Raw genomic sequence first — 15023 nt, 5'->3', positions numbered from 1 at the left:
AATCTGCTGATATCTATTTCCCCTTAGCCTGGAGGATAGTGATGGGATTGTGAGCATCCACCGTAAGGAGCGTCTCATAGGAGATATGCCAGCCGACTCGCTCGATGGCCTCGCGGAAGAGCGCCAGTGTCTCCTCTGAGACCGAGTTGAAGACGAGCACGCCATCAGCTCCCATAAGCGCAGTGAGGCGCTCAACAAACTCAATGAGCTTTCCCCCATGCCCACCGATGAAGGCGGCTTCGGGGCGGGGAAGCGACTCAAGATCTTGGCTAAGGAAGTCTCCAATATGGTAGTCAATACCTGGAGCATGGAAGCGACGGCTATTGACCTCCATGAGCTCCTTCCCCTCGGGACGCACCTCGAAGGAGGTCACCAAGAGATGAGGGTAGCGGAGCTTGGCCTCGATAGACACCGAGCCTGTGCAGAAGCCTACATCCCAGAAGCTACGACGACGCTCAAGCTCGAGCAGACTTAGGCTCACCAGACGCACCGGCATCTTCGTGATCATATTCACACGACCATTGAGGGGGAAGAAATCCAGCTCTTGCAGGCCAATCGGGGCATCGTATGCCGTGGGCTGTGGGTCTTCAATGATCAGGCAGTTGGGGTGACCGAACTCTCGTCCGACGACTTCATGTAGCGGGAGGCTATAGACTTCCTCTCGGCTCCCTCCGAGTCGCACACCGATATGCATCTGATAGCCCGTATAGCCATAGTCGATCATCCGCTGAGCGATGAGTGCTGGGGTATTCTTCTTATCCGTCAAGACTCCCACCTTTGCGGCACGCTCGATGAGAGCACGATCCAGCTCCAGCCAAGGACGTCCCGTCAGTGAGACGACACGCATATCATGGTAGGGCAAGCGCAAGCTATGTGCAAGCATCTGCAGAGAGCTAAAGGAGGGGAAGGTCTGTGCGACCTGTCCAGGGAACTCGCGCATAAGTGTCGTTGTGAAGCCAAAGAAAAGCGGATCACCAGAAGCAAAGACCAGAACGGGCTCGTCCAAGGCACGATACTCCTGATAGACCGCACTGAGGGGAACGATAATATCGATCCATACGGCTTCCGCGGGGAGTAGATCGGCGACGAGTTCGCGGTGGCGACGCCCCCCCGAGAAGACTCGATGCCGAGCGATGAGTTGCTGTACTTCGGGGGAGAAGAGGGGGCACTGCTCATCGTTCATTCCTACGACGGTGAAGCGAAGCCCTTGGGTTGTAAGATTCTTTTCGTCCAAGAGTAGTATCAAGCTTATCTATTATAGGTCGCAAAGGTACTAATAATAAGGTGGGCTTCTCCCCTATTCCTAAGCGGTCTTCCGAGTGATGCTTTTTGAAGCAGTACTGGTCGATGATCGAACCAGTACTGGTCACCCTAAGCAACCAGTAGTGCTCAGCGTCGCGACCAGTAGTAGTCAACTCAGTGACCAGTACTGGTCAATATTCCCCTTCTAAAATAGTGCTCTGCTCCTCAGAAGAAAAAGCCTCCGACCACTCAGTGGTAGTCAGCTCTTCCTAATACAATATTATACCACCATCTTGCAGGCTCAAGAAGAGAAGGAGGTCCATTTGTAGATAAAATCTACCCCTGTATATGGTTCCATCAAGACAAAGTAAAAAGCTGGAAGATAGGCAAATGATTTCCTTCATTATTTTATTAATTCAAATCACCTTAGCGACCTCGTCTATCCTATAGAAATGACCTATATTTACCCTCTGGAAAGCATTACACCAACCATAAAAACGCTGAAGAATGAAGAACGAAAGACCACTTTCTCGTCAGGCTCGGCTACGGAGTACACTCGTTGTCTCCCTGCTCACCCTCTGCTCCATGCCCCTTGCGGCAAATGTAGCCATAGAGCAAGAGCCGTCGTCAAGTCCTGTCACACTCGCCCAAGTAGCAGGTAAGATACGCGGGCACATCGTGGATGCTACGACTGGAGAGCCCATCGTCGGGGCAAGTATCCGCGTCAAAGGCAACAAACGTATCGGGAGCATCTCCGACAAGCAAGGTGGATATACCTTGTCTGCTTCCCCAGGGGTGACACTGATCATCTCCTGCGTCGGGTACGAAACCTCAGAGATCCAGGCCACAGAGAAGGATCAAGTCATCCAGCTAAAAGAGAACTCCAAAACCCTCGGCGAGCTCGTCGTCGTCGGCTATACGACACAGCGCAAGGAGAGCCTCACAGGGTCTATGATCAACCTCAAGGCCAGCAAGCTCAAGGACATCACCACCCCCTCCGTCTCTAACCTCCTCAACGGTAAGGCTCCTGGTGTATATGTCGCACCTGGATCAGGGCGCCCTGGCTCGAGCGCAGCCGTGGTGATCCGTGGACAAGCCACCCTCAACGGGAACACACGCCCCCTCTGGGTCATCGATGGTGTGATCGTAGGTGATGACCCTGGCCAGCTAAGCCCTCAGGACATTGAGAGCCTCACGATCCTCAAGGACGCAGCCTCCACCGCTATCTATGGTTCTGCTGGAGCAAACGGTGTCGTTGTAGTCACGACCAAGAGTAGCCGCTCGGGCAAGCTCCGCACCTCAGTCTCTATGCGCACAGGTATCAGCCAGCTAACCAATGGCAACCTGCACATGATGAATGGTGCTGAACTGTATGACTACTTCGCCTCCACGGGCAATGCCAGCACCATCCCCTTCCCTCGATGGAAACCAGCCCTACGCAATGACAACTTTGACTGGTGGAAGCTGGCTACACGCACCGGCGTCTCTCAGGATTACAACCTCACCCTACAAGGGGGGAGCGAAACGATGAACTCCCTCTTCTCCTTAGGCTACTATGATGAGAAGGGCGCCGTCAAGGGCTTTGACTACAAGCGCTATAACTTCCGCCTGAAGACCAGCTACAAGCCACTCAGCTGGCTCACGATTCGCCCTATGATCAGCGGTGCGATGCAGACCTCTGAGGATAGACAATACTCTATCTCTGCAATGTACTCGATGCTCCCTTGGGATAGCCCCTACGACGCTGAGGGGAAGCTCGTCCCTCACAAATACTCGGAATGGGTAAATAGCAACAGTACGAACTATCTCCGTGACCTGCAGTGGAACCACTACGATGGGAGCTACTACGAATTCATGGGGAACCTTGACTTCGACATCCGTATCGCACCTTGGCTCACCTTCTCCTCGGTCAATAACTACAAGTATGTCCACAGCACAGGTCACGGCTACGAAGACCCTCGCTCCAATGGTGGAGAGAGCGTCCAAGGTCGTATCACCGAGTATCACGGACAAGTAGCTCGTCGCTACTCGAACCAGAAGCTCCTCACCAATAATAGCTGGGGCCTGCATAACCTCAATGGTCTTTTGGCTTATGAGTTCAACGACTACTGGGGTAAGTCAACCAGCGCCAACGGGACGGGCTTTGTCCCAGGCTTTGAGGTGCTGGATATCACGGCTAAGCCCGAGAAGGCTAAGGGTGGGATCGCAGAATGGGCAGTACAGTCCGTCTTCGCTAATGCTCGCTATAGCTATGACAACCGCTATCTCCTCGAAGGATCTATCCGCCGTGACGGTGCCTCCAACCTCGGTTCAAGAGCCAAGTATGGTACCCTCTTCTCTATCAGTGGCGGGTGGAGCATCCACCGCGAATCATGGTTTGGGATCAAGGCATTCGACCAGCTGAAGCTCCGCGCCTCCTATGGCTCAGCTGGTAACCGTCCATCCGCCCTCTACCCCCAGTATGACCTCTACTCAATAGCATCCAGCTACAACGCCCAGCCCGGTATGCTCATCTCTCAGATCGGGAACAATGACCTTACCTGGGAGCGTACCTATACTGCAGGCATCGGGCTTGACGCTTCGCTCTGGTCAAACCGCCTGCACTTCACCCTTGATCTCTACTCCAAGAAGACCGACAACATCCTCTATAATGTACCCGTCACCAGCCTCACAGGTGTGACTCACATCTACCGTAACATCGGTAAGATGGCCAATAAGGGTATCGAGGTAGCTATCGGTGGTGATATCATCCGTAGCAAGGACCTCACCTGGAGCCTTGACCTCAACGTCGGACACAACACCAATAAGCTCACCGACATCTTCCGTCAGTATGATCCCTCAGGACAGTACATCGCTAAGCCCGTTATCATCGGTGACGGTAGTGGTATCGCAGGCTCTGCCTCCCGCATCCTCGAAATCGGCTCTCCTATCGACACCTACTACATGCCTGAGTGGGCTGGAGTAAATCCTGATGACGGGCGCCCCATGTGGTATAAGGAAGGGACTAACGGAGAGCGCGTCACGACCAGCAACTACGCCGAAGCCAAGTACTACAAGCTGGGCTCTGCTGCACCTAAGGTCTTCGGGGGGATCACGACGAACCTACGCTGGAAGGAATTCGACCTCTCGGCTACGTTCGGCTATGCTCTCGGTGGACAGATCTACAACTACTCTCGCCAAGAGCTCGACTCTGACCTCACCTACACCGACCGCAATCAGATGTCACTGCAGAAGGGTTGGTCACGCTGGCAGAAGAAGGGCGACGTCGCCACTCACCCACGTGCCCTGTACAACAACAAGGACAATGGCAACAAGGCCTCTTCTCGCTACCTGGAGGACAACTCCTTCTTCAAGCTACGTACTCTCAGCCTTGGTTACAACCTCTCCCTTCCTCAGCTGAAGGTACAGAACCTCCGCATCTACCTCAATGCTGAGAACCTCTTCACCCTGACGAAGTACTCAGGTGTAGACCCCGAGCTTCCCGCCTCTGATGGCTCTGTCATGGGGACGACGGGTATCAGCGTCTATCCCCCTGTCCGTCGCTTTGTCCTCGGGCTCAACCTCTCACTATAGCTACACGATACAGATATGAATAAGATACTAATGCTACTGGTGTCCTCCTGCCTACTGGTAGCCTGCAATATTGACAGAGAGCCCAAGGGGAGTATGTCCAGCCAGCGTATCCTCGAGCATCCAGAAGAGGCTATCGATGGGATGACCCACGGGATGTATGCCCAGCTCAAGACCTGGAGCGACGTCATGCACCGCTGCGGCGAGTATGCGGGGGACAACATCATGATACGTGGCGCCTCAACAGATGCCTTCTTTGAGTTCATCTCCTTCAACCGCACCCCACAGAACTACCGCCTACAGGACTTTTGGGATAATAGCTACAAGGCTATCATCCAGGCCTCGAACATTATCGAGCTCTATGGCACCTCCACCGATGAGGAGGTCAAGGCGCATGTGGGAGAAGCCTACTTCATTCGTGGCTTCCTCTACTTCTACCTCGTGAGAGCCTACGGCCGTCCCTACTACCAGGATCCAGAGAAGAACCTTGGTGTACCTATCATCAAGAGTGCTCCAAAGGACGTCTTCGATAAGTTCACGCTCCCCGACCGTGCTACCGTAGCAGAGACCTATGCACAGGCTATTGAAGACTTGAAGCAAGCAGAGACGCTCCTCCCCGAACGCTCAGGTACGCCCTTCTATGCGTCCAAGGGAGCAGCTCAGGCTTTGCTTTCCCGCCTCTACCTCTATATGAGTGGCACCTATGAGCAGCCCAATACGCAGTATGCTCAGCTAGCCTCCGAGTATGCCACGAAGGTCATCTCGAGTGGGAAGTATTCGCTCCTCAATCGAGAAGACTTCATGAAGTACAATCAACTCCTGCCTGAGAGCAACAAGGAGTCTATCTTCGTCGTCCGCCGTCTGGCCTCTGAATACTCTGGTTACGACCACTACTATGGAGTCGGTGGTATGTATGCCAATATCGGAGGTATGGGCTGGGGTGAGATGTATGCCAGCGCCAAATACCTTGCCCTACTTGATGAGACGGGACGAAATGACTTCCGCCCTACCAGCACCCGTATCGTAGATGCTCGTGCCGCCTTCATTGAGCCCGTGTATGCGCCTGAGAAGACGGAGGTATTCCGCTTCATCAAGAGCGAAGAGTCAGGAGACCTCAACTACCTGCAGCTCCCCATCACTCGCTCCAATGGTCAGATCATAGCCAAGGAAGCTAAGGATTCGGGACAGGCGGAGTCTTACACCTTGACTGCGATAGATGCAAATCAAGAGATCTACAGCATCACCTATAAGGGGAAGACTTACCGAGGAGTAATCGACCTATACATCAAGCTCAACAGAGCCTACCCGATGTTCTACATCACGAAGTGCTCCCGTGAGGGTGAGAATAGCCACCTGCACTCTCCTGTCATCTCTCGTCTCGGTGAAGTGTACCTCAACCGAGCTGAAGCAGAAGCTAAGCTCGGGAACTATAGCGCAGCACTCACCGACCTCAATATCATACGCACACGATCCATCCCTGGTGCTGCCTATGCCAGCCTCGATGCTACGAACGCATCCGAGCGCATCGACAAGGAGCGCCAATTGGAACTCGCCTTCCAGGCTGAGCGCAGCTATGATGTATTCCGCAACGGAGGCTCACTCGTACGTCGCTACCCTGGAGCTCATCACCAGCGTGAGGACATTGCCCCCACAGACTATCGTGTGGTGTACTTCATCCCACAGAATGCTATCGATGCCTACCCAGGTAAGCTGACCCAGAACCCCACCCATTAAGAGAGGTACTCGATATCACTTCTTCTGCTCGCCAGCATCACCATAGTCTACTGGAGAGCTACCAATAAAGCCAACGGGGCAGAGAGGATGGATCCTCCCTGCCCCGTTAATTTTATCCTTACGCCTTAGACAAGCATCTACTTGAGACCATTGCACAAGGCCATCTCTTCACAGCTTGTACTCTCCTCCTTCGAACTTCTTAGCCTAAAGACTCCGATTTTCAAGGGAAGGAGGTGCGAGTAATGAAGAGGTGGTCTTGCGCAATGGTCTCAATAGGTATATGGATGTGTGAGGTAGAGCTATATAGGATGGCGAAGAATGCTATATAGCTTTACACTGATTACTATATAGCTTTGCACTGATTACTATATAGCTTTGTGCTGATTCCTATATAGCTTTGTGAAGTGACCTCTATTAGGTTGTTACTCTGCATAGGGATAAAAGTTATAGACGAGTAGCAAATGAGTTTGGACTACGTACGTGGCTCTAATATCTACGTACGTGGATATTTGGACTGACGTGCCTGGTCTTTAAGACTACATGCATAGACAGAGGAAAACCACTACGTGAAGGCGCTTTTTCCTTCATGAAAATGGCACTTTTCCTTCCGCTGGATAAGAGGAGTACTCGCGATAAGGCGAAGGGCTTGTGTATCTCTTCGGAGAAGTATATCGGGGAGCTAGGCATGCGATGTCTTGCGCAACAAGTAGGGGCAGAACTCTCGGCAACTGTCTCCTATATAGCTATGCTATGGGCAAGAAGAGTCACCAGAGAGCATGTGCGAAACGGTAGAGGCTCAAAGCGACAGCAATAGTCGTTTGCCATCGAATCAGTAGTAGTTTCATATCCAAACGACTATTCGTTCGGATGTGAAACAAATAGTGGTTTGCCCCCAAGCCAATAGTTGTTCACTTGCAGAGCAATAGTGCTTGCAAATCAACTCCGCCTCAATACGGCCTTGCAGACGAGGAGGAGATTTTGGTGCGGGAGCCCTGGCCCACAAGCCACCTCCGTGGAATTCACTACCTTTACACCTCAAAATAAAGGGTATTAGTTCATGCAAGAAAGAATACAACAACTCACTGCCGAGCTACAAGCACTGACGGCACACTCTGAGCAGGAAGTCGAAGACCTTCGCATCAAATATATCAGTAAGAAGGGCCTCGTCTCTCAGCTCTTCGACGAATTCAAGACCGTCCCTAACGAAGAAAAGCGACAGGTCGGCCAACTCCTCAACGCCCTAAAGACGCTGGCTACGGACAAGATCAACGAGCTACGCGCCTCTCTGAGCTCTGGTGGAGATGACGAAGATATGGGTATCGACTGGTCACGTACGGCTTACCCCACTCCATTAGGCTCACGCCATCCGCTGACGATCGTCCAGCAGGAGATCTGCTCCATATTCGCGCGCCTTGGCTTCTCTATTGCCGAAGGTCCTGAGATCGAAGATGACTGGCATGTATTCTCTGCCCTCAACTTCGCCGAAGACCATCCTGCACGTGATATGCAGGATACGTTCTTCGTGCGCAATGTCCCCGGTACGCTCCTACGTACCCACACCTCCTCGGTACAGACTCGCACGATGCTGGAGTCAGAGCCTCCCATCCGTGTCATCTGCCCAGGTCGCGTGTATCGCAATGAGGCTATCTCCTACCGCGCACACTGCTTCTTCCATCAGCTGGAGGCTCTCTATGTAGACCAAAACGTCTCGTTCGCTGACCTCAAGCAGGTACTGCTGTACTTCGCTCAGGAAATGTTCGGCACCGACACGAAGATTCGCCTCCGCCCCTCTTATTTCCCCTTCACAGAGCCATCGGCAGAGATGGATATCTCCTGCAACATCTGTGGCGGTAAGGGCTGTAACTTCTGTAAGCACACGGGCTGGGTTGAGATCCTCGGATGTGGTATGGTAGACCCTAACGTACTGGAGAACTGTGGCATCGACAGCCGTAAGTACAGCGGCTATGCCCTCGGTATGGGTGTAGAGCGTATCACGAACCTCAAGTATCGAGTCAGCGACCTGCGTCTCTTCTCAGAGAATGACGTGCGCTTCCTCGAGCAGTTCAAGGCTGCTCATTAATATGAGCAACACAAAAGGTAACTACGAGCTGTGACGCGTAAAGAGCGATACGAAGCCGTCATCGGATGGTTTGAAGAGCATATGCCTGTGGCTGAAACTGAGCTACACTACACCACTCCCTTTGAGCTGCTGGTGGCTGTGATTCTCTCAGCCCAATGCACGGACAAGCGGGTGAACATGATCACTCCACGCCTCTTCCGACAGTATCCGACAGCCGAAATCATGGCACGAGCTGAGGTGGACGACATCTTTGAGCTCGTGCGGAGCGTTAGCTATCCCCGCGCTAAGGCTGGTTATCTTGTGGCTATGGCTCAGCGCCTCGTCGCTGACCATCAGGGAGAAGTCCCCGAGGAGCGCGAGGAGCTGATGAAGCTCCCAGGTGTCGGGCGCAAGACGGCCAACGTAATCGCTTCGGTCATCTATAACCGCCCTACGATGGCAGTCGATACACACGTCTTCCGTGTATCCAACCGCATCGGGCTGACGACCAATTCCAAGACACCTCTCGAGACGGAGCTCACCCTCATCAAGTATATCCCCGAGCACCTCATTCCCAAGGCGCACCACTGGCTTATCTTGCATGGACGCTATGTATGTACAGCCCGCAAGCCTCAGTGTACGACCTGTGGATTAGCTCCCTACTGCCGCTACTTCGCAGCACTGGAGCGTAAGAAACTCAATTCGAAGGAATAGATATGAAACGATCGCTGCGCACGGGGCTTTTCCTCGCGCTCGGTATGGCGCTCATCACAGGGGCTATGTTCCTCTCTGGCGCTTGTTCGCAAAAGGGGAAGAGCAACCCCACAGATAGCACTCACCTATGCATCGGGGTGATGCCCTCTATCGACTACCTACCGATAGCAGTAGCTGAGCAGCAGGGCTTCTTCACTCACCCCATAGAGATCGTGCGCTTCGCCTCCCCCATGGAGCGTGATGCAGCACTGCAAACGGGCTCCGTAGATGCCTCAGTCACGGACTATATGGGAGCCATGCTCCTACATTCCAAGGGGCTGAAGGTATCTCTTCCCATCGCTTGTCAAGGGGGCTTCCGTCTGGTCTTCGGGCGCAATAAGGAGCTCGACGAGATTGCCGACCTGCGCGGCAAGCATATCGGCCTATCTTCCAATACCCTCATCGACTATGCTACCGAGCGTTCCCTCGTGGATGCCAAGGGTAAGCCACTCCCCTACACGCGTGTAGAGGTACAGAAGATCCCCATCCGCTTAGAGATGCTCAGCTCGGGTGAGCTGGATGCCGCTATTCTCCCGGAGCCCTTCGCTACGATCGGAGCATCCAAGGGGCTGGTAGCTATTGACGTACCTAACGGACTCACGGTGGGCATCACAGGGCTTCTCTTCCAAGACGAAGCACTCACGAAGAAGTCAGCCGCAGTGAGGGCTTTCATTGAGGGATACAACAAGGCCGTCGCCTATATGGCCCAGCATCCCCGAAAGGACTGGTCTGCCGCCGTAGAGCAGCTCCTCGGTGTGTCCAAGGACCTTGCCTCGCAGATTCCCCTCCCCACCTATGCTGAGGTCACCGCACCTAAGTCAGAGGACCTTCAGCCCATCCTTAGCTGGATGAAGGCTAAAAAGCTCGTACCTGAGAGCTACACGGCAGAGGGGCTGATCCGCCCAATCATCGCGGAGTAGCTCACCACTCCTCTACCACGCCCTCCATGTCCGAGCCTCTACTACATGTCTCCGACCTAAGCATACGCTATAGCAAGCGCCGTGAAGTGACGACTGCGCTCAGGGATGTGAGCTTCAGTTTGGGAAAAGAGATCGTGACGATCATCGGGCCATCGGGAAGCGGGAAATCCAGCCTCTTACACACCTTAGCTGGGATTATCCGCCCGAGCAAGGGAACGCTGCAACTCTCGGGTGTACCACTCAGCCCCCGTACCCATCAGATCGCACTTGTCCCTCAGCAATACGGGCTCTTCCCCTGGAAGACAGTAAGAGAGAGCATCCACCTGCCTGCTGCACTCGGCAAGCGTATCGTCTCATCCGACCTGCAAGAGGAGATTCTCACGACTCTATCACTCACCGATCTCTTAGACCGCTATCCCAGCGAACTAAGTGGAGGTCAGTGCCAGCGTGTAGCCCTTGCTCGTGCCTTCATCATGAAGCCGGACCTGCTTCTTCTCGACGAAGCATTCTCAGCCCTCGATGTAGCGACGGCAAGTCGCTCTCGGCAGCTCTTCCTCGAGCTGTGGCAGCGCTATCCTACCCCCACCCTTTGCGTCACCCATAGCCCCGTAGAGGCAACGACTTTATCGGAGCGCACCCTACTCATCGGAGGGAAGCCAGGAACTCTCCTTGCTGACCACCGAGGAGCTACCTCAAGCATACTGGAGGAAGAACTACGCCACTTAGATGAAGTCATTTAGCCGTCACCTCCTGCAGCTCCTACTTGGAGCCATCATCTTGCACGCTCTCTGGCTGGCAGGCTACCTACTTATCCGTAGCGAAGTCTTACCTGCGCCATGGGCGGTCTATGCCTATATGGCTCACCTCAACGGGTCTGACCTTCTTGCTCACACCTTGACGAGCCTGCAGCGCATCGGCTGGGGTATCCTCATCGCGACCATACTCTCAGCCATCCTCTCCCTCTCGATGATCCTCTATCCTCGAGTGGGGCGCATCCTATCGACCTTTATCTACTTTACCTACCCCATACCTAAGCTGGCCCTCCTCCCCGTAGTCATGCTCCTGGGTGGCCTTGGGGAAGTGACGAAGGTGGTGATGATCGTACTGATCATACTCTTCCAGCTAGCCGTATCAATGCGAGATGCCCTGCTTGCGATTCCCGAGGAGCACTTTGCTGTAACTCGCTCGCTCGGTGCGAGCTCTTGGGGACTCCTTCGTCACCTCCTCCTCCCCGCAGCACTCCCCGCAGCACTATCTGCACTACGCATAGCTATCGGCACAGCTATCTCCGTGCTCTTTGTTACCGAGACATACGGCACAACCGAGGGGCTTGGCTACTATATATCCGATGCCTGGATGCGCATTGACTACCTCGACATGTACGCTGGGATAGCGCTACTGAGTCTCATGGGTGTCGGGCTCTTCATTCTGATTGACCTCCTCGAGGCAATACTCTGCCCCTGGCAATCCATAGGCAGAGACAAAGCATACCGCGCATAGTACTCTGTGCGTTGTCACTATGAGAGGGCTTTGTTTCTCCCCTCCATCTAACCATATTACCGCATCATTATGTCTAAGTCATTACTCACGTGGAGCCTGCTTGTCTTTTTAGGGCTCATCACTCCCACCACAAGCTGCGCACAAAAGCGCACCAAACAAAAGCAAACCACCACAGTCCAGAAGCAGCGTACCGAGAGCCCCGAAGCTATGCTCAAGCGCTTCTATACCGAGTACATTCGCTCCTTTGACCGCATGTATGAGCCTGCTCAGATGGATTCGCTCATCTTAGCCAATGCCACACCAGAGGCTAAGGCTAAGCTGGAGCGCGTAAGAGCACTCACCGACTCGGATCCATTTATTCGCGCTCAAGACCTTGCTTCTGGCAGCGAAGGGAGCCTGCAAGTACACGCCCTCGGGCAAGACTGGTATCAGGTAAGCTTCGGCAGTGGAGAAGGCTATCGTGCTATACCTCTCCACCTGCAGAAGTCTGGAGATAAGTATCTCATCGACTTCATCACACCCGAGTGGCATCACTCAGAGTACGGGGATAAGCTCCGCAGCAATCCCTTTGCAGGGACTAAAAGCGTAGATATGACGAGCCCGATCAACTTCATTCGCTCCTTCTACGAGTGCTACATCTCTCACTACCTCGCGATGAAGCCCGAGCTCGAAGTAGAGCTCAAGGCTCTGCGTGACCGCTACTGCACTAAGGCCACTATACAGCAGTATTATGAGGGCTTGGCTTCGGTGGGCGAGGTCGAGAGTGGATTCTTCGACACTCTCATTGATAATGTAGACTTTGACCCCAGCTGGTGCAGTAGCCTAAGCGTACGCCCCAGCTCCGCCTCTGGAGTCTTCGAGGTCAGCTACTCCGATGGCGAAGGGGAGCGACACAAGTGGCTCGTCCGCGCTGTACCGCAGGCTGATGGTAGCTATCGCTTGGATAGACAGCCTTAGTCCTATCCTTCACACAAGACATTCCCATAGAATTCCGACTTCGGCATCCTATGGGAATGTCTCTTTTCCATAAGGAGACTGTTGCCGCGAGTCCTGTCCTCCATTTAGAGTACTAAGGCATCGCACGACCAGCTCTCCGATATGCCTCTCCGAAGAGATACATAAGTCCTTCGCCTAATCGCGAGTATTCTTCTTATCCAGCGGAGGAAACAGCGCTATTCCCTTGAAGAAAAAAGCGTCTTCCCATAGTGGCTTTCATTTATCTATGCACGTAGTCTTAAAGACCAGGCACGTCAATCCAAAGATCCACGTACGGAGATATTAGAGCTACGTATGTAGTCCAAACTTATCTGCCGCTTGTCCACAACTTTTATCCCTACGCGGAGCAACAACCTAATATAGGTCTCTTCATAAAGCTATATAGGAATCCAAGTAAAGCTATATAGTAATCAGTGCAAAGCTATATAGCTTTCTTCGCCATCCTATATAGCTCTACCGACGCACCCATACACCTATATATGGGACCATTATGCAAGAGCACCTCTTCATTACTCGTACCTTCTCCCTTCGAAAATCGAAGTCTTTAGGCTGAGAAGTTCGAAGGAGAGAAGTGCAAGCTGCGAAGAGACGGCCTTGCGCAATGGTCTCATAAGATAAAACAACGAGTAAACGAGCACTATCAGCTGAGTCTCCTACAATTCGTATCTTTGTCTCGAATTGGTCTTACCACTTATAAATAAGAAAGCCATCAGTAACTATGCAGGAGAAGATACTCATCCTCGACTTTGGCTCGCAGACAACACAGCTCATAGGCCGTAGACTCCGCGAACTGAACACCTATTGCGAGATCGTACCCTACAATAAGGTACCCGAAGATCTTACGGGCATCGCAGGGATCATCCTCTCAGGAAGTCCCTACTCGGTCTACGACGAAGCAGCCTTCCGCACCGACCTATCCGCCCTGCGTGGGCGTCTCCCCATACTCGGTATTTGCTATGGAGCACAGAGCCTCGTTCACCAAGCTGGTGGTAAGGTAGAGCCCTGCGATAGCCGTGAGTATGGTCGTGCACACCTCACGCTACGCCACGAGAATGATAAGCTCCTCGAGGGTATCACACCTGGCGGTATCGTCTGGATGTCCCACGGTGACACCATCACCACGCTCCCTAAGGGCTTCCGTATCATCGCCAGCACCGAGGACGTAGAGGCAGCAGCCTTCCGTATTGATGGCGAGCGTACGTGGGGTGTCCAGTTCCATCCTGAAGCATTCCACTCTGAAGAAGGTCTCAAGATCCTTGATAACTTCCTCAAGGTAACGGGCATCCGTGGCAACTGGTCTCCAGCCTCTTTCGTTGAGAGCACCGTGGCTGAGCTTCGTGCCCAGCTGGGTGATGACAAGGTCATCTTGGCTCTCTCGGGTGGGGTCGACTCCTCTGTGACGGCAGTCCTCCTCCACAAGGCTATCGGCAAGAACCTCACGTGTATCTTCGTCGACCATGGGCTCCTGCGTAAGAACGAATACGAGAATGTCCTGCGTGACTACGAGCATCTGGGGCTCAATGTCATCGGTGTCAACGCACGAGATAAGTTCCTCTCAGCTCTCCAAGGTGTCACTGATCCCGAAGAGAAGCGTAAGATCATCGGTCGTGGCTTCATCGAGGTCTTCGATGAAGAGGCACACAAGCTCAAGGACATTAAGTGGCTTGGCCAGGGGACCATTTATCCTGACGTCATCGAATCCCTCAGCATCACGGGTACGGTCATCAAGAGCCATCACAATGTAGGTGGACTCCCTGAGCGTATGAAGCTCCGTCTTGTAGAGCCACTTCGCCTCCTCTTCAAGGATGAAGTGCGTCGCGTAGGTCTTGAGATGGGTATGCAGCCTCACCTCATCAAGCGCCAGCCCTTCCCTGGCCCCGGCTTAGGTATCCGTATCCTCGGGGAGATCACGGCTGAGAAGATCGAGATCCTCCAAAATGCTGACGACATCTATATGTCGATGATGCGCGAGTGGGGGCTGTACGACAATGTATGGCAGGCTGGTGCGATCCTCCTCCCCATCCGCTCTGTCGGTGTCATGGGTGATGAGCGTACCTATGAGTACACCATCGCACTACGCGCTGTGACCAGCACGGATGCGATGAGCGCAGACTGGGCACACCTCCCCTATGAGTTCCTGGCTAAGGTCTCCAATGAGATCATCAACAAGGTACGTGGGGTAAACCGTGTCGTCTACGATATCTCCTCCAAGCCACCCAGCACCATCGAATGGGAGTAGTACATAGTGC

At 53.4% G+C, this 15023-nt stretch carries 10 protein-coding genes; 9 read left to right on the top strand and 1 reads right to left on the bottom strand.

Annotation, left to right across the window (positions count from 1 at the left end):
- Positions 1 to 13: 13 nt before the first annotated feature.
- Positions 14 to 1183 (bottom strand): precorrin-6y C5,15-methyltransferase (decarboxylating) subunit CbiE, encoded by a 1170-nt coding sequence (cbiE, locus tag IEX77_RS01285; protein ID WP_188807739.1) that lies wholly within the window; start codon positions 1181 to 1183, stop codon positions 14 to 16.
- Positions 1184 to 1749: 566 nt separating this feature from the next.
- Between cbiE and IEX77_RS01280 the strand changes: the two genes are divergently transcribed.
- From IEX77_RS01280 to guaA, 9 genes are all read left to right on the top strand, one after another.
- Complete coding sequence (locus IEX77_RS01280; RefSeq protein ID WP_188807357.1) at positions 1750 to 4815, top strand: SusC/RagA family TonB-linked outer membrane protein; 3066 nt, start codon at positions 1750 to 1752, stop codon at positions 4813 to 4815.
- Between the two features lie 15 nt (positions 4816 to 4830).
- Complete coding sequence (locus IEX77_RS01275) at positions 4831 to 6546, top strand: RagB/SusD family nutrient uptake outer membrane protein (RefSeq protein ID WP_044124032.1); 1716 nt, start codon at positions 4831 to 4833, stop codon at positions 6544 to 6546.
- Positions 6547 to 7603: 1057 nt separating this feature from the next.
- Positions 7604 to 8626, top strand: a complete 1023-nt coding sequence (pheS, locus tag IEX77_RS01270; RefSeq protein ID WP_188807356.1) for a phenylalanine--tRNA ligase subunit alpha — start codon at positions 7604 to 7606, stop codon at positions 8624 to 8626.
- A 30-nt stretch (positions 8627 to 8656) separates the two neighbouring features.
- Entirely contained in the window at positions 8657 to 9319 is a 663-nt protein-coding gene (gene nth, locus IEX77_RS01265; RefSeq protein ID WP_188807355.1) for an endonuclease III, read from the top strand.
- 2 nt (positions 9320 to 9321) lie between these two features.
- Positions 9322 to 10278 (top strand): ABC transporter substrate-binding protein, encoded by a 957-nt coding sequence (locus IEX77_RS01260; RefSeq protein ID WP_188807354.1) that lies wholly within the window; start codon positions 9322 to 9324, stop codon positions 10276 to 10278.
- A gap of 26 nt (positions 10279 to 10304) precedes the next feature.
- Complete coding sequence (locus IEX77_RS01255; protein ID WP_188807353.1) at positions 10305 to 11018, top strand: ABC transporter ATP-binding protein; 714 nt, start codon at positions 10305 to 10307, stop codon at positions 11016 to 11018.
- Positions 11005 to 11778 (top strand): ABC transporter permease, encoded by a 774-nt coding sequence (locus IEX77_RS01250; RefSeq protein ID WP_188807352.1) that lies wholly within the window; start codon positions 11005 to 11007, stop codon positions 11776 to 11778. The genes IEX77_RS01255 and IEX77_RS01250 overlap by 14 nt, the downstream gene beginning before the upstream one ends.
- Before the next feature lie 69 nt (positions 11779 to 11847).
- On the top strand, positions 11848 to 12735 hold the full coding sequence (locus IEX77_RS01245) for a YqhG/Tai3 family protein (RefSeq protein WP_188807351.1): 888 nt from the start codon (positions 11848 to 11850) through the stop codon (positions 12733 to 12735).
- A 757-nt stretch (positions 12736 to 13492) separates the two neighbouring features.
- Entirely contained in the window at positions 13493 to 15013 is a 1521-nt protein-coding gene (guaA, locus tag IEX77_RS01240) for a glutamine-hydrolyzing GMP synthase (RefSeq protein ID WP_009433080.1), read from the top strand.
- The last annotated feature ends 10 nt before the right edge of the window (positions 15014 to 15023 follow it).

The sequence above is a fragment of the Porphyromonas pasteri genome (assembly GCF_014647755.1).
In the GTDB taxonomy this organism is placed as follows: domain Bacteria; phylum Bacteroidota; class Bacteroidia; order Bacteroidales; family Porphyromonadaceae; genus Porphyromonas; species Porphyromonas pasteri.
The sequence above is the reverse complement of the archived record's forward strand: the minus strand, read 5'-3'. Positions and strand labels throughout refer to the sequence as shown.